This window comes from Spirochaetota bacterium, assembly GCA_040756435.1.
Classification (GTDB): domain Bacteria; phylum Spirochaetota; class UBA4802; order UBA4802; family UB4802; genus UBA4802.
Genome location: JBFLZD010000063.1, coordinates 1 through 19157, shown reverse-complemented (window position 1 = coordinate 19157; position 19157 = coordinate 1). Strand labels below are relative to the sequence as shown.

Here is a 19157-nt window from a genome sequence, read left to right as displayed (position 1 = left end):
TATGACAGCAATGATGGTGATTGCTCCATTTTTTTCAAGTGGGGCTATTCCTTTACTTATGAGGGGTGCGCTTTCATTTTTTGTGTCACTGGTTATCTTTCCGGTACTCTCAATCAGCAATGCAGCACTTACCGGTAATATGGGTGTGTACTACCTAATGGTTATTCAGGAGATCATAATTGGTTTATACATTGGGTTTTTGGTTAGTGTTGTGTTTTCGGCATTTCAGCTTTCCGGGCAATATTTTGCCGTGCAGATAGGCTTTGGTATCAATGAAGTCATTGACCCCCTTGCACAAATTTCTATACCGCTTGTAGGACAGCTAAAGAATATTATTGGGCTATTGGTATTCTTAGCCATTAATGGCCACCATTTCATGATTAAAGCAATTTTTCACTCTTATGAGTTGGCACCAGCATTTGCACTTAAAGGTGAAAGCATTCAGGCTTTTTTAAAATTTTTGGCTCATTCATTCAGCGGTATGTTTGTGATAGCTCTTAAAATTTCACTGCCGGTAATAGCAGCAGTCTTTCTTGTTTCAGTGAGCCTTGGAATTTTAGCCAAGGCAGCACCACAGATGAATATTATGATGTTAGGATTCCCGTTCAAGATTGCAGTGGCTTTTGGGATGATGATTCTTATTTCGCCATTGATAGTCAGGGTTATGAATGTTTCGTTAGAAAGGACTTTTCAATTCATTGTAAAGGTAATAAAGTACTGGCCGGTATGAAATGGTATGATGACATAGATACTCAACAACTATCGCTTACATTTACAAGTGCGATAGTATTTGACCTTCAGCTTTTTGCTGCTGAGGATGAAGGTAGGACCGAGGAGCCAACTGAGAAAAAGCTTCGTGAAGCGCGTGAAAAAGGTCAGGTTGCAAAAACCGAAGAGCTGCCACAAGCACTGGTGGTTATCTTTGCCATGATTACCATTGTTGTGTTTTGCGGATTTATCTTTGAAACTATTATCCGAATGATGCAGTATTACCTCACAAGCTTTTCGCATTTTCAACTTACTGAACGCAGTTTATTTCATGAGGCGATAGCAACCGGCATTGAATCCTTCAAGATACTATTGCCAATATTTGTTGCAACCGTGATTGCAGCCTTGCTGGGTAATATTGCACAGGTTGGTTTCCAAGTTTCAACACATCCCCTGAAGTTTGATCTTTCAAAGATAAAGTTTGATCCGGCCACTATGATGCGAAAGATGTTTTTTTCACGTCAGGTTGCAATGAATCTTTTTAAATCAATATTTAAAGTAGTGGTCATTGGTTTTGTATGTTATTTGGTGATTAGCAATGATTTTGAAGAACTAATAAAAACGCCTGACATAAGTGTTGGTCTTGCATTTCAAAATATCTCTATTATTGCTCTGAAGGTAATTATCTGGTCCACAGTGTGCCTGCTTGTCCTTTCCATCCCTGATTACATTTTCCAGAAACGCGAATATATTGAATCATTAAAGATGACCAAACAGGAATTGAAGGAAGAATGGAAAGAAACGGTGGGTGACCCTCATGTGCGAGCACGGTTACAGGAAATGCAGCGAGAGCTTATCATGCGCAATATGATACGTGAAGTACCCAAAGCAGATGTGGTGGTAACAAACCCAACGCATTTTGCCATAGCCATGCGGTATGAACCGGATGCAATGTATGCGCCAATGGTTATTGCAAAGGGTGTTGATGCAATGGCTCTAAGGATAAGGCAGATAGCCCTTGATAATAATATACTGGTTATTGAAAACAGACCACTGGCACAGGAATTATATAAACGTGTGGAAGTAGGAGATATTATTCCAGAAGATTTATTTTATGCCGTTTCGTTAATTTATGCTGAAGTGTATAAGAAAAGAAACTATAAAGCAGCAATATAATTGTTGAGGTAGCGTATGGCAGAGCAAACATACGATTTTTCATGGATGCAAAAGAGCGATATCTTACTTGGCATTGGTGTTATTGCAGTTGTAACCATGCTGGTTATACCGTTGCCAACGTTCCTTCTGGATTTCCTTATGGCAATCAGCATTATGTTAGGAATCCTGATATTACTGGTAGTCATGTATGTACCGCGCTCTTTTGATTTTTCCGTATTTCCTGCCTTGCTGCTTATAACTACTGTTTATCGCCTGGCACTCAATGTTTCATCAACCCGTTTAATCCTTTTGCAGGGTGCTGCATTTGATGGTAAGATAATACGCACATTTGGTGAGTTTGTAGTTGGTGGCAATTATGTCATTGGATTCATAGTATTTATCATTCTTGTAGCAGTACAGTTTATAGTTATTACTAAAGGTGCAACACGAACAGCTGAAGTAGCAGCCCGTTTTACGTTGGATGCCATGCCAGCTAAACTTATGAGTATAGATTCAGACCTTTCTAATGGTATTATCAATGAGGAGGAAGCATTACGGCGCAGGCGGGAAGTACGTAAAGAAGCTGATTTTTATGGAGCCATGGATGGTGCATCTAAGTTTGTCCAGGGCGATGTTAAGGTTGGCATTATTATCACAATTGTCAATATTATTGGCGGTTTTATCATAGGGATGGTGATGCGCGGTGAAAGTTTTGATGTAGCAGTACATACATACACATTATTGTCGATAGGTGATGGCCTGGTGGCCCAGATTCCATCATTGTTAGTAACAACGGCAACTGGTATCATTGTAACCCGTGCTGTATCAGAGGATAGCTTAGGTAAAGACCTTTCAGCACAATTAGGTTCACAGCCACGTGCGTTGATGCTTACTGCCGCTGCATTGGGATTATCTGCAATCATACCGGGATTTCCAAAAATCACGTTAATCTTGCTTGCACTTGGTATTGGTGCATTGGGGTACCTGTTAAAACAAACTGAAGAAGAACAAATTGAAAAAACCAAAATAGAGCAAAAAGAAGCTGCTTTGAAAACACATAAACCTGAATCGGTAATACCGCTCATTCAGGTTGATCCGCTGGAAGTAGAAATTGGGTATAGCCTTATACCGCTGGCTGACCCTGATCAGGGTGGTACACTTCTTGACCGTATTACCAATATACGAAGGCGTAGTGCTCTTGAAATGGGGCTTATAGTACCACCAATTCGTATACGGGATAATATGGAACTTGCACCTCAGGATTATTCCATTTTAATTAAAGGCGTTGAAGTTGGGCATGGCAGCCTGCAGGTGGGGAAACTCATGGCAATGGATCCCGGTACTGTTACGGAAAAAATTGAAGGTGTTGAATTCACCGAGCCAGTATTTAACCTCAAAGCAATATGGATAGATCCTGATAATAGAGATGTTGCTGAGCGCCGTGGATATACTGTTGTTGATTGTCCCACCATTATTGCAACACATCTCACTGAAATTATACGCAGACATGCAGATGAAATACTGGGCAGGCAGGAGGTTCAGCAACTTATCGATACAATAAAGAATGACTACCCGGCTGTAGTTAATGAACTTGTTGGGGATAAAAAGCTTAGCATAGGTGAAATACAAAAAGTATTACAAAATCTTTTGCGTGAAAGGGTTTCAATCCGCAATATGGTTACTATCTTAGAAACACTGGCAAGCTATTCTGATTATACCAAAGATATAGGTTTGCTAACTGAGTATGTACGTGTTGCACTGGCTCGCCAGATATGCAGGGAATATGCTGATAAAAACAATACGCTTTCAGTGATTACAGTGGATCCGGAGATAGAAACTATAATACGATCTTCAATTCACGATGATCCCGTTGAAGGAAGAATCGTAAGCCTGGATCCGGATACGCATAGAAAGGTACTGGATAGTTTGCTGGGTTCTTATTCCAAAGCACGAAGTGCAGGATTTGCACCAGTGTATTTGGTGTCGCCACATATTCGCAGTGTTCTATTTACATTGCTGGAAAGGGAAGTACCTGATCCCGTTGTTCTTTCGTATAATGAAATTGTGCCCGAGATCAGAGTTAATGTTATAGGTACAGCGTTATTGCGGGCAGCATAATAAAAAAATTTAAAAAGTGAGGTGTTTGACAATGAGGTACGTAAAAATTAAAGCACGCACCTATAATGAAGCAATGATGAAACTCAAGATGGAGCATGGTGACGATGCTATACCTATCAGCCATAAAAATGTTAAAGAAGGCGGTTTGTTTAATACTGGGTTATTTGCACGGGATTTTGTTGAGTTAACTGCTGCAATACCAGATGTCAAACCTGCAAAATTAAAGCCAAAGAAGAACATTGATTTAACTGTTGGAACCAATGATAATGTAAACGAACTTTTAAAACAGGTTATAGAAAAACCTGAAAATGAGCCACATAAAAAACCACATGCAGGGCTTGAGCAACTTTTAACTCAGAGCATACTGCAATCAAAAACCCAACAGGAAGAGGTTAAGCCTGTTGTGAAGACGGTTGAAGAACCCAAAGTTGAAACAACTGATTCTTCATACATAAAATTGGAAAAGGAATTCAATGAATTAAAAGCTTTGCTTAAAAATCTTGTTGATACAAAGCAAGAAAGACTGTCTTCAGATATATGCATTGATAGTGGCGATATGTATTTTAAACCATTTAAAGAAATTTTGCGGAAAAATGATATGGATGATGAAGAATGCACCATGCTTTTAGATGAAGTAAAACGCAATGTAAGCAGTGAAGATATGAAAGATAAATATAAAATTGAAAAAACATTGCGTGAACTCATTAAAAGCAGGATAGTGGTAAGTGGGCCTATTGACAGGGGCAAACGCAAAAAAGTGTTAATGTTTGTTGGCCCAACAGGAGTAGGTAAAACAACAACGATGGCAAAATTGGGTGCTATACTGTCTTTGCGGCAGGGTTTAAAGGTGTCATTTATTACCATTGATAATTACCGAATTGCAGCAACCGAGCAGCTTAAAAAATATGCTGAAATAATGCGAATACCAATTCATGTTGTTACCGATCCGGCAGAATTTAAAGAAATAGTTGAAAATGAAAAAGCTGACATTATAATGGTAGATACTTCAGGAAGAAGCCATAGAAATGATCTTAAAATTGCTGAGATAAAAAACTTTGCTGATAATTGTACCTGTGAGATTGTAAAGATACTGTGTGTAAGTGCCAACACAAAACGCAGTGATCTGGCTGATGTATTCAAAGCGTATGATATTCTACATATTGACAATGTAATAATTACTAAGGTTGATGAAACTTCATATATTGGAAATGTCATTTCAGTAGCCGATAAATATAATAAGCCCATATCATATATCACTAACGGGCAGGAAGTTCCCAATGATATAGCAATTGCTGAACCTGATATGATGGTGAATATGATACTGGAATCAACAATGCGTTAAGGAGGGGTACCTTGGATCAGGCTGCAAATTTAAGGCGGTTGGTAATACAAAACAATGCTGCACGCAGAACTAAAACTATAGCCATTACCAGCGGTAAAGGTGGAGTGGGCAAAACAAGTGTAGCTGTCAGCCTTGCTATAGCACTTGCTAAACGTAATTATTCTGTTACATTGTTAGATGCTGACTTGGGCCTGGCTAATGTTAATGTTGTATTGGGTATAATACCAAAATACAATCTTTACCATGTCATAAAAGGAAAGAAGAAATTGGAGGAGATAATTATTGATGTTCCTGAAGGAATAAAGATAATTGCAGGTGCTTCAGGGTTTCATCAGCTTGCAAATTTGGATGTTAAGCAACGGGAATATTTTATCAAGGCACTATCGGAACTGAATGACGATGATTATATGATTATTGATACCGGGGCTGGTATTTCACAGAATGTTCTGAGTTTTTTGGTTGCTTCTGATGAAGTGATAGTTGTTACCACACCAGAGCCAACGGCCATTACCGATGCATATGGTACTATCAAAGCCATTGCAGCTAATGACCCTGATAAAACAGTTAAGCTTCTGGTAAACAGGGCACAAACAGTAACCGAGGCAAAAAAAGTAGCTCAGAGGGTTATCAATATTGCAGGACAGTTTTTAAATATTAAAGTTGATAATTTGGGGTTTATCTTTGATGACATGTATGTTGCAAAGTCAATACGAAATCAGAAGCCGTTTATAGTGAGCTATCCTAAATCAAAAGCTTCAACCTGTATAGAAATTATAGCTGACAGGATTGCAAATATTGAATCGGATACTGATAAAGGCACAGGAATGTTAAGCTTCTTTAGAAGATTTTTTGGGCATTATGAGTCTGAAAATGAGGATGATTCACTACAATAGATGCTATTATTAATGGTGATAATTATTACTTGATTTAATTTAAACCTGGCACTATTTTTATATAATAAGGGTTTCTTTTAAAAGAAAATGTAAGGATTATAAGTGTATAATGTTATTTAATGAAAAAATGTCCAAAATTCCATTAGAAGGAAAAGTATCAATAATCTTTGGTATTCTTGCTTTTTTTGTTTCGTTGTTCTTTGGTATTATGGTAGGTAACAGAATTGGCATTTTATTGGGCAGAGTACTTTTTTTTACGGTTATATATTCAGCAATTGGGTATGGTTCACTATTAATAATAAAACGTCTTGTGCCGGAAGTCTATGAGATATTAAATCAATCGTTTGAATTTTCAAAAAAGGATATTAGCCAGGAAGAATATGTATCCGTGAAACCAGATGAAACCAGTACAGTTCAGGAAGAAAGTGCTACACGCGATGAGGAGTATACCGGTCAGACATCAGTATCCGGAACATCGGATACATCATATAGTGAAGTTTTTACACCACTTGAAGCAAAAGATTTTACTAATTTAAGTACTAAGGATAGTAAACCCAAAAAGATGGGCAAACATATTGTACTGGACGATAAGAAGATTCAATATGAACCCAAAATAATGGCAGAAGCTATACGAACTATGCTCAAACGTGATAAGGATTAATTTAAATAACGAGGTTGTATGGCAAATAAAAAATTTCAGGAATTTGATGCAATTGATGAAGATGAACTGTGGAAGCGCTTTGCCAAAACACATGATCAGGCAATAAGAGACTATTTTGTTGTGAAGTATGCTCCGTTGGTTAAGTATGTTGCAGGCAAAATTGCTATGGGAATGCCCAGTTCAATTGAGTTTGATGATCTTGTTTCATATGGTGTGTTTGGCTTGATTGATGCAATAACAAAATTTGATCCAGAAAGGGGTATCAAATTCAAAACATATGCCATGACCAGAATACGAGGTGCTATTTTTGATGAACTTCGTTCTATAGACTGGATACCACGTTCAATACGGCAGAAAGCAAAACAGATAGAACAGGCAATTGCAGACCTGGAAAACAAGTTGGGAAGAACAGTTGAAGATGAAGAGATAGCAAAGGAATTGGGGATAACTGTTGAGGAATTTCAATCGCTGCTTAATAAACTTAGTGGCACTGCTATGTTATCATTGAATGATATATGGTATGTTGGGGATGAAAATGATGAACTGTCAATACTTGAAACTCTAGAAGCTCCGGATACATTGAATCCTGATGTTATGATTGAAAAAGAAGAAATTCGAGATTATATTGTAGATGCAATAAAGAAATTGCCGGATAAAGAAAAGAAAGTTATCGTTCTCTATTATTATGAAGACCTGACATTAAAGGAAATAGGTGAAGTATTAGAAGTTACTGAAAGCAGAGTATCACAATTACATACAAAGGCAATCATGCGGCTGAGGGGCCGGTTAGGTAGGATTAAATCTAATATAGTTGGATAAGATATAAGAAGGGTCTATTATAGGTTTTAAAATGTATTACTGGTTAGTGATATAATGAAAAATTTAAAAGATTTGATGAAAACTATACAGGATGATGAATCATCCGAAAATGAAATAGAAGTGTATGCTGATTCAGTGAAACAGGCATTAGAATTAGCTGCTGGTGAACTGGGAGTTGATATTTCTGAACTTGATTATCAGATTCTGGAAAAAGGCACTTCAGGTTTTATGGGTATTGGAAGACAACCTTACCGGGTATTGGTACGACCAATAATTACTGAGAAAGAAGAAGAGGAAGATTTTACAGAAATAGAACAAAAACTTCATTCAATGCCTGATGTTGACCTCCGAGTAAAAGATATTCCTAAAAATGTTGATGGTTCGGCAAAAATACGGGTAACAAAAACAGGAATCTGGCTGACAATAACCCCACCAAAAGGGAATGGAAGGCGTGTTGACGTATCTGATGTTTCCAATAAAATCTATGCTTTACGCATTCAGAATGCTGATATGGTTAAGGTTGAAAAGGAAGTCCGTAAACCATCTGGTAAACCTGTTAAAATAGGTGATTGGATACCTAATCCTGAATATGATGGCACAATGACTGTTGAGGTTACTGATGATGAAATGAAGGCATTTGTACATTTTGTACCTCCACGGTTTTGCGGAAGACATATGGATGTTGATGATGTTATTGAAGCATTAAAGCGTGCAGGTGTTGTTACTGGTATTAAAGAGGAAAGAATTGCAGAATATTTAGATAGGATGGATTATAGTCAGCCGCTCCTTGCTGCAGAAGGTACTCCACCCAGGCATGGGCGAGATGCCTATATTGACTATAAAGTCAGAATTGATAAGAGTGGAGTTCAATTAGAAGAGGATGAAAAGGGTAGGGTTGACTTTAAGGATCTGGATTTGATTGAAAATGTTGTGGTTGGGCAAGTGCTGGCTGTAAAAGTTCCTGCTGAGGAAGGGGTTCCAGGAAGAACGGTTACTAACAGGATTATTCCTGCTCGTTCGGGTAAAGATATACAGATCAAGTATGGGAAGGGTACTATTCTGTCGCAGGATGGTACTGAATTAACTGCTGAAATAAATGGGCAGGTTGTTTACCAAAATGGGAAGCTCAGTGTTGAGCCGGTATATATTGTTAAAGGAGATGTTTCAACAGAAACAGGTGATGTAGTCTTTCTGGGCTCAGTTATTGTTAGTGGTAGTGTGCAGGATAATTTTACTGTAAAAGCTGCAGGCAATATTGAGATTAAAGGTACGGTACAAAAAGCTAATCTTGAGGCGGAAGGTGATATAATTATCCGTCAGGGTATTATGGGAAGAGAAGGTGCACGGATAGAATCCACCGGTGGTTCTATTATTGCTAAATTTATACAGACAGCAACAGTTGTTGCTGAAAAAGATGTTATAGTTGCAGAAGGTATAGTCCATTCAAATGTTGATGCAGGCAACAGGATCATCTGCAATGGAAGAAGAGCACGTATCGTTGGAGGTTTAATCAGAGCAGGTGAAGAGGTAAATTCCAAATACGTTGGATCTGACTCATTTACCAAAACAATAGTCCGTGTTGGTATGAATCCAAAAGTACTTCAACAGCTAACTGAACTGGAAGAAAACAAAAGGTCTATATCTGAAGAATTTGATAAGGTCAGGAAAGATGTAACAACTCTCACTGTACAAAAAAATAATGCTGGTGGGCATTTACCAAAAGATAGAGAAGAGTTATTAGGTAAGCTAATTGTTCAAAAGCAGAAATTGGAACAGCGGCTAAATGAAATTAACCTGTCATTAGAAGAATTGAAAGCATATCTTAATATGTTAGAACAAAAAGGCAAAGTATGTGTTGAAAAAACCATATTTCCTGGTGTGGAGATATATATAAAAGATAAACGTTTTAACGTGAAAGATCCTTACAATTATGTTAAATTTGCTTTAGAGGGGGCTGATATCAGATTATCTGAGTATGAACCGCCGGATCTGGGCGAAGCACAAAAATTAATGATAAGGAGGAGGAGATAATTACATTAATTCCAGGAGATTGTAATGGCTATTAAACCTATAGATTTGCAAACTAACATAGCACAGATCATAGAGGTTGCACGGGGAGAGCATGCGCGTAATGCTGCAGTTGTTGAGCAGCAACATATATTGAGCAAAGAATCACAGGAAAAGACCAATATACAGAAGGAAAAGGTTGAAGAAAATAAAAAAGCTGAAAGAACTATCATCTTAAATGAAGAAAAGCAGTTTAAAAAGGGGAAACAATTTAAAGAAGGTGAAAAAAAGGAAAAACAGGAACAACCTGAAGTATTGGAAGATACAAAAATTGGAAGAATTATTGATGTAAAAAAATAAAAAAGGAAGTATGCGCAATGCAACTTGTTATTCTTATAATGGTGAATATCTTAATAGCATCTATATTTTATCTGGTTATTTCATTGAAATTAGAACGTTCTGCAACGGAGTTTCGGTCAAAACGGTTGCGCAAAGAAATGGAAGATCTTATAAATGAGTTTAACCATACTGCTGAACGTAATTTAGCTTTGCTTGAATATAAAATCAATGTTTTACGGGAATTATTAAAAAGAACAGATGCATTGCCTAATCTTGATATTACTATTAATGATGAAAACCAAATAAAATCCGGCTCAAAAAAAAACAAAAAGAAAATAAACAGGAAAGAAGAAAGAATTTTTGCAGAACAAATACAAAACAAAGAAGATATTCAAACAATTTTGCCTGATCCTTTTATTGATATTTCAAAAAAACCCGGCAAAGATTTACATGACAATGCGATAGTATATCTGGAAAGAGATACAACTCAATCAGTTTATGAAAGCAAATCTAAAGTACCAACAATTAAAGAACAATTGTCGGAGATAGCCAGGGTAGCTTTACATAAATTCAGTCAATATATTGAATCCAGATATACTAAAAAAGCAAACAATAATTTTCCTGTACATCTACAAGATGTATCCCGGAGTGTTATCGAGGAATATGATACTTCTCAAGTGAAGGATGATGAAAAATTAGTGGATGTAGTTATTCCTGCTGATGAAGATGAACTGATAACTTTGTATAATAATGCTGATGATAAATATTTGATGATAGCTAAATTGTACAGTCAGGGATATCCTTTACAGGTACTATCGAAAATATCCGGTATACCAATTGGGGAAATATCGCTTATATTAAATCTTTCAATGAAAAAGTAGCATAATAACAGATTGTTTGCTTGTTGGTGGATTATGATTGACTTTTCAAATATCAAGAGATTAAATGAGGATGAGTTTAAAAAATTTGCACAATTAATATATGACGAAAGTGGTATCTTTTTAAAAGAATCAAAAATCACCCTTTTGTCAAACCGGTTGCGAAAACGGTTGAAGGCGTTAAACCTTTCGGAATTTTCAGATTATTATAATTATATAACCAGTCTGAAAGATAAAAGCAAAGAAATTGAAGAATTGCTTGATGTTGTATCTACCAATGAAACGTACTTTTTTAGAAATGAACGACAGTTTGATGCCTTAAAAGACGTTTGTATTCCAGAGATTGTAAAAAAGAAAAAAGATAAGAATCTTAAAATATGGAGTGCGGGGTGTTCCACTGGCGAAGAGCCTTACACTATAGCTATCTGTATTATGGAAGCACGGCAAATTCTTTTAGGATGGAATATTTCCATCATAGCAACAGACATTGCTCCATCCGTACTTGATTTTGCAAAAATTGGCAGATACACTGGGAGACGGATTGAAAAGGTACCACCTGAAATTTTAAAAAAATACTTTACACAAATGCCTGATAACCCTGAAGTGTATGAAGTAAAGGATGAGTTAAAAAAACTGGTTTCTTTTTCATATCTCAATCTTTTTAAAAATCCGTATCCTGAAAATGTTGATGTTATATTTTGCCGCAATGTAATGATATATTTTGACCGCGCTCGTCAAAAAGAGCTCATAGCAAATTTTTACAAGGTCCTGAATCCATGGGGGTACCTGTTCATTGGTCATTCTGAAACTCTGCATGCCCTATCTGATGATTTCCAGTATGTCAAGATTATGGATTCGCCTGTATATGTTCCCAAGGAGAAAGTAAATGGAATTTAAACTTATTACTGTTCCCATAGCAGATTATAAAATCTCGCAATCTCCTGATATATTACGTACTATATTGGGGTCATGTGTTGGAATTTGCCTGTATGATCCGGAAAGTAGAATAGGTGGTCTGGCTCATATAATGTTGCCGGAAAACAATGATAAATCATCAAATCCAAAAAAATATGCAGATAGTGCGATAGCTCTTATGATTGAAGAATTGCAGAAAAAAGGTGCAAATATGGAACATCTCATTGCCAAAATTGCTGGTGGTGCTTCAATGTTTAAAATGCCTGAGAATTCATTCATAGGTTCAATAGGTATTAATAATGTCCAGAAGGTACGAGAAATATTAGATAACTATCGCATAACTATTACCAGTCAGGATGTTTATGGAGATTATGGCAGAACAGTTGATTTCTTTCTTGAAACAGGAAAGTTAAAAATTAAGTCTCTGGGACGTGAAGACAAAGAAATATAGTGGGTGGAATGAATGGAAAGTATGACAGGGTATTCATTTATAGAAAAAAGCACTGAACAATTTACATTTTCAATTGAAATAAAAACATTAAATTCCAAGTATCTGGAAGTTTATACAAATATTCCTAAAATACTTAAATCAGAAGATGATACCATTACGAATGTTTTGAAAAAAAGTTTTGAGCGTGGAAAAGTAGAATGTACTATAGATATATATGATTGGGTTGAATCACGCCCTGTTCATATTGACAGTAAAGTTTTGCTGAAATATTATAAGGAAGTTCAGAGGTCACTTGCAAAGTTAAAAATTCCTGCCAGTTTTTCGGTTGATGCATTATTGCAACTTGATGGAGTGGTGCATAAAGAAAGAACCATCCTTTCAAAAAAGTCAAAAAGCGATATCTATAATACCTTGCAACGATCAATTGAGTCTGCTATAAAAATGCGTAAAAAAGAAGGAAAATCCATAAAAAAGGACCTGGAATTATCTCTCAGAGTCATTGAAAATGCATGCAATGATATTCAAAAGCAGGCGCATACAGTTGTTGAATATCAGTTTAAAAGATTAAAAAAATCTTTAGAGTCCTTATTGCACAGCAAGGTTGATGAAAACAGGATTTATACCGAAATTGCAATTTTAGCTGATAAACAGGATATAAATGAAGAACTGTCGCGGCTAAAAGACCATATCAGTAAATTTAAAGAAATAATAGCACAGGAAGGGCAAATGGGAAGACAGTTAGATTTTCTTGCTCAGGAAATGTTCAGGGAAATAAATACCATAGGCTCAAAATCTAACAGTACACTCATAGCGCATAAAGTTGTTGAAGTCAAAAATCATATTGATAAAATACGGGAACAATGCCGGAATATTGTTTGATATGAGGATAAGGATGAGTATATGAAATCAACAACTCTTATTAACATAGGATTTGGCAATGCTGTTGTAGCTGAGCGTGTCATAGCTGTTATTACTCCCATGTCAGCTTCAGGTAAACGTTTGCGCGAAGAAGCAAAAGAAAACAATATGTTGATAGATGCAACCCATGGTCGTAAAACACGTGCTATAATTATTATGGACAGCAATCATATAATATTATCAGCAATGCAACCGGAGACTATCGCAAACCGATTAAATCAAAGTGAAGAATAAACATGTTTTCAGTAATTATCTCAGCGCCATCAGGTGCAGGAAAAACAACACTAATTGAAAAGCTATTGATTCAAAATCCTATTTTTGAGTTTGCAATTTCCACTACTACCCGGGTTAAGCGGGCAGGAGAGGCTGAAGGAAAAAATTATTATTATGTAAGTTATAGTGAATTTATGCAGATGGTGGACAGGGGTGAATTTCTGGAATGGGCCAAGGTTCATGATAATTATTATGGTACAACTAAAAAAGAGGTTGACAGAATTAAAGCAAATTCAAAAATACCTATTTTTGATGTGGATGTTCAGGGTGCCAGAAGCTTACGTAATAAATTACAAAATGTTATATCAGTATTTATTATTCCACCATCTATAAAAGAACTGGAAAGAAGGTTGAGGCGCCGTTCAACAGAGACAGATCATCAAATAACGGTGAGATTAAATAATGCAATTGGTGAACTGCGGGAATATGTAAATTATGATTATATAGTTGTTAATGATGATTTGCAAAAAGCCCTGGATGAACTCAACGCTATATTAAAGACAATTATACTTAAACGTGAATATATGGATGCTACAGTTAAACGATTAATGGAGGATGTACATGATTATACCATTAGATAAATTGATTGCATTTGACAACAACCGATATATTTTTTCATGTGCAGCAATGAAAGTGGTTGATAAGTTGGGCAATATTGAAGGCTATCCAGAAAGTGATAAAAACTGGAAGGTTGTTCCAAACATATTAAATTTGATGCTTAATAACACAATCAAATATGAATTTAAGGAAGACACTAAAGAACAGCAATAGTGTTAGCCAATTTTGATACTACATCATGCTTAATGTATTGATGATAGTGCATACAGGTTTTAACGTTTTGGGATAAGCAATGTGCATAATAAAACTGTTGTTCTTGTTGGCCCAACAGCTTCAGGAAAAACAAATCTATCGCTTGAAATAGCACAGGATATATTTGAGATAGTATCTGTTGATTCAGCACAAGTTTATAGATATATGGATATTGGTACAGGGAAAGTTTCCCCCTACCAAAGATCTTTGATAACACATTATTGCATAGATATTGTTAATCCGGATTACTGGTTTACTGCAGGAGATTTTTGCAGGGAAGCTGAACATGCAATAGAGATAATACAATCTCATGGTAAAATCCCGCTTTTTGTAGGTGGTACCGGATTATACTTTCATGCGTTTTTTTATGGGTTAGCCGAACTCCCTAGAATTGATCAGGCAGTAAAAAAACAATTACATAGTGAATTACAGCAAAAAGGCCTGAAAGCCCTTTATGAAGAGCTATCGCACTGCGATTTGCAGTGGGCACAGCGCATTCATCCCAATGATACCCAGCGGATATTGCGAGGTCTTGAAGTTTTCAGGGCAACCGGTATGCCATTAACACAATTTTTACAATCAGGGCATAAAAAGAGTAATTTGGATATTTTGATGATTGCGCTGGACGTGGACCGTGATGTTTTATACAAACGGATTGAAAAAAGGGTTGATGAAATGATCAGTCGGGGCTTTGTGGAAGAAGTACAAAATTTACGAGCTATGGGATATACGCAGGATTTCAATTCTCAAAAGGCAATAGGATATTTGCAGCTACACAAGGTATTAATACATGAACTATCGCTTGATGAAGCAATTGAACAAATAAAACAGGAAACAAAACATTATGCCAAAAGGCAGGTCACCTGGTTTAAGCGATACAAACCAATATGGGTAGCACCAGATAATGTTGAAAAAATAAAGGATATAATCTGGGAATGGTTATATACGAAGTAGATTTTAAAATAATTAGAAAAAAATATTGATAATATTACTATTCAATGATAAGTAAGTGTTAAGTGGTAATAAATATTTAAAATAAAATAAATATTAACATTAAAATACATAAAGAGGGTGCACAATGGGCAAACAAACAAAAAATTTACAGGACACTTTTCTTAATGCGGCACGCAAGGATAAAGTGGAAATTACTATCTACCTTATGAATGGCGTACCAATCAAGGGAAAGGTAATAAGCTTTGATAGCTTCACAATCTTAGTTGAAGTTGACAAAAAGCAAAATCTTATTTACAAACATGCAATATCAACAATTATGCCATCAAAGCCTGTTCAGTATAAAGATGAAGAATAATTCATGGGTAAAGTACAAAAAATTATTATTGCAGCATTTATAATAGCTGCTTTTGTTTATATTTTTGTACGAACTGTTGTCTTTGTTGGTGATGGAGTATTGGCTTTTGTTACTGATGCAAATGGTCAGATATTTGGATATTTGCACAAAAGGGTAAATGTAGTTCCACAGGGGATTTTTACTACAATTAAGGTACACTATATTCCTTTAAATGGATCATGCAATGTGGATATTGTAATCCCTGTTCCCCCGCTGGAATCGATAAAAAGTGATCATTATTCTATTAAAATTCCAGTTGTTATTAATTATACACTTAATCCTGAACAATTAACACTGGATTTAAACCGGCTGTATTTAGATACGTTGTATCTATCACAGCAATTTGGGATACGGTTGGCAGGTAGCATTAAAGATGCTATTTCCCGTTTTCTATATCCGTATTACCAGTATAATGCCTTGCAGGCAAATATCCAGAAAGAAGTAGCTGTGGCGATAGATCATGTAAAAGAATCCTTTGCCAGAGATGGGATTATTATTAAAGAAGTTACTCCAGGTGTTATCTATGTGCCAGACTATACTGTTTATACCGAGGGCAAGAGATTTTTGCTTGAATTGCTTACCCAGGAGAAATTCAGTACTATACAGCTTAATGCGCTGCAACAGCAGCTTAAGGAAGATGAACTGAAAAATGCACGGTATCTGGAACATCTGGAAAAAATATCAAGAATCATTGCTAAAAATAAGGATATATTGAAATATATTTATATTGACAAATTAGCTGATAATGTGAGGGTGATAGTAACTTCGGATAAAAATATCCCATTGGATATGTCCAATGACATCGAATCAGAATCTTTAAAGAAAGATTTTGATAACTTTAAAAAATAGTAGATTGTGTAATTATTTTCGCAGTATATTATTAATTGGATATACTTCATAAAGTATTATAGTGATATATTTTTGATATAAGGAGAGTTAAATACTATGCCCTGTGGTAGGAAGCGAAAACGCAGAAAGATTGCTAATCACAAGCGAAAAAAACGAAGAAGACTTAATCGTCACAAGAAGAAATTACGATAATGTAAGTAGAGGGGAGATTGGCACAAAGATAGGTCAATCTCTTTTCTATTTTATTATATGATCAGGTTATATAATGCGTAGAAGAATACAAAAAAAACCAGTAACAATTGTTGAAACAAAGAAGACCTACTGGAAACGAAGGCCATCAGAAATACGAGGGTATCAACGCGTTTTTTACTGCAATAATGAAAATGGTGATTATATTCGTGTTGATTATAATTTAAAAGATAAAAGAGTCCGCCTCTATTTAGAGGACAGCGACGAAGGTGGCAACCCCTATTATGCAGTGATAGATAAGGGTCGCATTACTGCTGAACGTAACGCTACTTCAGGGCGACCGGTGAGTTTGCAGGAAAAATTTGAAAAACGTGCTGAACTGATATCCACAATTCCCAATAAAGATGTCATAAAACTTATAAACAAACATTATGGAATAGGAGAAAGTCCTGAAGAAATAGCTGCTCGTAAGAAAAAGCGACAGGAAGAATTGGAAAGAACACGCAAACGATATTTCAAACCAGAGGAAGTTCCATCATTTGTTAAAAAAGAAACCACAGTTGTTTCAAAACAAAAAGTTAGAATACGTGATATGATGGATATTGGTATTGGTGGTGCAACTGTTGGTGGAGTATATTTTGTCAGTTTAGATTTCATTAAAGCAGGGATTGTTTCAGCAGCTTTTGGAATACTGCTGGCATTTATTGATATATTTATTCGTGAAAAAGAAACACTATTGCTCAAGACATTGTTGTTTTTAGTTCTTGGAATAGCTTTGTATATTTATGGTTATTTTATTTTATAATTCTGTTACCGTCTTCTGATTTCAGAAAGCCAATCCCACCAGGTACGTATATAATCAAGTACTGGAGTAGAAATTTCAGCACTGCCAAAGATATACAGGCGTGCCAGTACAGGAGCATATCTAAATGTAGCCAGGCCAACCAAAAATCCAGCTATCACATCAATAACATAATGATAACGCAGATACACAGTGGATATTATGAGAAGCATAGCCCATACTGTTGCAATGATGCTGAATTTCTTGTGAAATTTTATAGCAAGAAGAACTGTCAAAATTGATACCAGAGTGTGGCCACTGGGGAAACAATCGCGTGTAACACCTTCTAAATATGCCAGTCCATGATGGACAAAGTTGAATAACCATAGGCCTTCAAGTGGTTTTGTCTGAAGATGAGTGAGAGTAAACCGTGGGCCAATAGCTGGAAATATATAGTAGCCAATATACGATACATAAAATCCAAGCATTATTGTGGAAGCAACTATATGAAAATCAACTTTCCTTTCTTTAAAATATAATAATAAGCATAGTGTAAAAGGTAAAAAGTAAAAACTTGCATATACTATCTGTAATAGTTCAGTTATAAAGGGGTGTAACATTTTTTCCAGTAATACTGTGGGGTGATTGCCAAGAAATAATGCATAGTCAATTTTAATCAGGACAGTATCAATATCATGGGGGTTAATAAGGGGTACCAGTTTATTGTGTTCCATAAATATAGCTACCAGAAGTGGTAATATATACCAGTCCCTATAAATGGTATATATTGTGGAAGTGGCATAACGCTGGGTATATACTGTTGCAATAATAAGCAACATAATGGTAGTATTGATGGTAAAAATTACAGGTGCCAGCGTAATGTGAGAAAAAATAATAATTAATATATTAAGAAATAATGCCATGCCAAATGTCAGCAACTCTTCAAGGTGAATCTTTGAATCGTATTCCTGTAACACCTTCTGCAGCATATCCGGCCTCTTATCCCAATATATGTATATACGGTACAATATTCTATTATCTTGTAAAATAATATATACAAATTATTTTAAAATGACAATATTTTACCAGCAATAATTCCTTAAAAAAATTCTTAACGAATATAGTGTACACCCCCGCCGCCGAAGGCGGCGGGGGTGTACACTATTTTGAATTTTATTCATCCATCAAGAATACAGTTTACCTTCCCTGATAAAACCCATTTAATACATGAGTGCCAGGCAAAGTCAATAGTAATCAAAATTTTAATCATTTGTCAAGAAATATTATGGGCACCTCTAAAAACAGCTTTCATCATTATGGATGCACTAAAAAAGAAAGCGATAGTATCCCATATATTGTGCCCACAAGAGAGTGTCCCAAAAGACATCTCTTTGCAATGACTTTTGCCCTCTTGTCATTGCGAGGAACGAAGTGACGAAGCAATCTTGTCTTCTGCGGCATTGAGATTGCTTCCCTTCGACAAGCTCAGGGCAGGCGCTCCGACAAGAGGTTACTGAGCTTGTCGAAGCACTCAGCACAGGCGCTACGCTCGCAATGACTTTGTACCTGCGTCATTACGAGTCCCACTGTTTGTTTTGGGACACCCCCCTATAAGTCAAAATGGAATGACGTAAACTCCTGGGCAATTATTTCAGGCTTCAGCAATGTAAATGAATCCTCATGCAACATCTGGAGATAGTTGA

General features: G+C 36.1%; 22 protein-coding genes. 20 read left to right on the top strand and 2 right to left on the bottom strand.

The features are described 5' to 3' along the window. The 20 genes from fliR to AB1444_14050 form a co-directional block, all read left to right on the top strand. A partial coding sequence (gene fliR / locus AB1444_14145) for a flagellar biosynthetic protein FliR (GenBank protein ID MEW6527794.1) occupies nt 1-730 on the top strand: 730 nt, incomplete at its 5' end. Further along, nucleotides 727-1884 (top strand): flagellar biosynthesis protein FlhB, encoded by a 1158-nt coding sequence (gene flhB / locus AB1444_14140; GenBank protein ID MEW6527793.1) that lies wholly within the window; start codon nt 727-729, stop codon nt 1882-1884. The genes fliR and flhB, both read left to right, overlap by 4 nt. Before the next feature lie 15 nt (nt 1885-1899). Further along, complete coding sequence (flhA, locus tag AB1444_14135) at nt 1900-3981, top strand: flagellar biosynthesis protein FlhA (protein ID MEW6527792.1); 2082 nt, start codon at nt 1900-1902, stop codon at nt 3979-3981. A 31-nt stretch (nt 3982-4012) separates the two neighbouring features. Continuing rightward, complete coding sequence (gene flhF, locus AB1444_14130; GenBank protein ID MEW6527791.1) at nt 4013-5323, top strand: flagellar biosynthesis protein FlhF; 1311 nt, start codon at nt 4013-4015, stop codon at nt 5321-5323. 11 nt (nt 5324-5334) lie between these two features. Continuing rightward, nucleotides 5335-6216, top strand: a complete 882-nt coding sequence (locus AB1444_14125; protein MEW6527790.1) for a MinD/ParA family protein — start codon at nt 5335-5337, stop codon at nt 6214-6216. 127 nt (nt 6217-6343) lie between these two features. After that, nucleotides 6344-6877 carry a hypothetical protein gene (locus tag AB1444_14120; protein ID MEW6527789.1) on the top strand — a complete coding sequence of 178 codons (534 nt, stop codon included), beginning with the start codon at nt 6344-6346 and terminating at the stop codon, nt 6875-6877. Nucleotides 6878-6895: 18 nt separating this feature from the next. Beyond that, nucleotides 6896-7696 carry an RNA polymerase sigma factor WhiG gene (gene whiG, locus AB1444_14115; GenBank protein ID MEW6527788.1) on the top strand — a complete coding sequence of 267 codons (801 nt, stop codon included), beginning with the start codon at nt 6896-6898 and terminating at the stop codon, nt 7694-7696. Nucleotides 7697-7750: 54 nt separating this feature from the next. After that, nucleotides 7751-9727: a FapA family protein gene (locus AB1444_14110; GenBank protein ID MEW6527787.1), complete on the top strand. Its 1977-nt coding sequence runs from the start codon at nt 7751-7753 to the stop codon at nt 9725-9727. 24 nt (nt 9728-9751) lie between these two features. Then, nucleotides 9752-10063, top strand: coding sequence for a hypothetical protein (locus AB1444_14105; GenBank protein ID MEW6527786.1), 312 nt, complete (start codon nt 9752-9754; stop codon nt 10061-10063). A gap of 17 nt (nt 10064-10080) precedes the next feature. Further along, nucleotides 10081-10923: a hypothetical protein gene (locus AB1444_14100; GenBank protein MEW6527785.1), complete on the top strand. Its 843-nt coding sequence runs from the start codon at nt 10081-10083 to the stop codon at nt 10921-10923. Between the two features lie 33 nt (nt 10924-10956). Continuing rightward, a complete protein-coding gene (locus AB1444_14095; protein ID MEW6527784.1) occupies nt 10957-11817 on the top strand; it encodes a protein-glutamate O-methyltransferase CheR in 861 nt (286 codons plus the stop codon). Next, on the top strand, nt 11807-12286 hold the full coding sequence (locus tag AB1444_14090) for a chemotaxis protein CheD (GenBank protein ID MEW6527783.1): 480 nt from the start codon (nt 11807-11809) through the stop codon (nt 12284-12286). Before AB1444_14095 ends, AB1444_14090 begins: the two co-directional genes overlap by 11 nt. A gap of 12 nt (nt 12287-12298) precedes the next feature. Continuing rightward, nucleotides 12299-13165, top strand: a complete 867-nt coding sequence (locus tag AB1444_14085; protein ID MEW6527782.1) for a YicC/YloC family endoribonuclease — start codon at nt 12299-12301, stop codon at nt 13163-13165. Nucleotides 13166-13186: 21 nt separating this feature from the next. Then, nucleotides 13187-13438 carry a DUF370 domain-containing protein gene (locus AB1444_14080; protein ID MEW6527781.1) on the top strand — a complete coding sequence of 84 codons (252 nt, stop codon included), beginning with the start codon at nt 13187-13189 and terminating at the stop codon, nt 13436-13438. A gap of 2 nt (nt 13439-13440) precedes the next feature. After that, the gene (gene gmk, locus AB1444_14075; GenBank protein ID MEW6527780.1) at nt 13441-14058 is read left to right on the top strand and encodes a guanylate kinase; all 618 of its coding nucleotides are present in this window, start codon (nt 13441-13443) and stop codon (nt 14056-14058) included. Further along, nucleotides 14039-14248, top strand: coding sequence for a hypothetical protein (locus AB1444_14070; protein MEW6527779.1), 210 nt, complete (start codon nt 14039-14041; stop codon nt 14246-14248). Before gmk ends, AB1444_14070 begins: the two co-directional genes overlap by 20 nt. 81 nt (nt 14249-14329) lie before the next feature. Next, nucleotides 14330-15241 carry a tRNA (adenosine(37)-N6)-dimethylallyltransferase MiaA gene (gene miaA / locus AB1444_14065; GenBank protein ID MEW6527778.1) on the top strand — a complete coding sequence of 304 codons (912 nt, stop codon included), beginning with the start codon at nt 14330-14332 and terminating at the stop codon, nt 15239-15241. A gap of 124 nt (nt 15242-15365) precedes the next feature. Then, nucleotides 15366-15596, top strand: coding sequence for an RNA chaperone Hfq (gene hfq / locus AB1444_14060; GenBank protein MEW6527777.1), 231 nt, complete (start codon nt 15366-15368; stop codon nt 15594-15596). 3 nt (nt 15597-15599) lie between these two features. After that, nucleotides 15600-16484: a hypothetical protein gene (locus AB1444_14055; GenBank protein ID MEW6527776.1), complete on the top strand. Its 885-nt coding sequence runs from the start codon at nt 15600-15602 to the stop codon at nt 16482-16484. A 265-nt stretch (nt 16485-16749) separates the two neighbouring features. Continuing rightward, nucleotides 16750-17478: a hypothetical protein gene (locus AB1444_14050; protein MEW6527775.1), complete on the top strand. Its 729-nt coding sequence runs from the start codon at nt 16750-16752 to the stop codon at nt 17476-17478. A gap of 5 nt (nt 17479-17483) precedes the next feature. On the opposite strand, the gene AB1444_14045 is transcribed toward AB1444_14050, so the two are convergent. After that, nucleotides 17484-18443: a phosphatase PAP2 family protein gene (locus AB1444_14045; protein MEW6527774.1), complete on the bottom strand. Its 960-nt coding sequence runs from the start codon at nt 18441-18443 to the stop codon at nt 17484-17486. A 325-nt stretch (nt 18444-18768) separates the two neighbouring features. Then, entirely contained in the window at nt 18769-18915 is a 147-nt protein-coding gene (locus AB1444_14040) for a hypothetical protein (GenBank protein MEW6527773.1), read from the bottom strand. Nucleotides 18916-19157 lie beyond the last annotated feature (242 nt).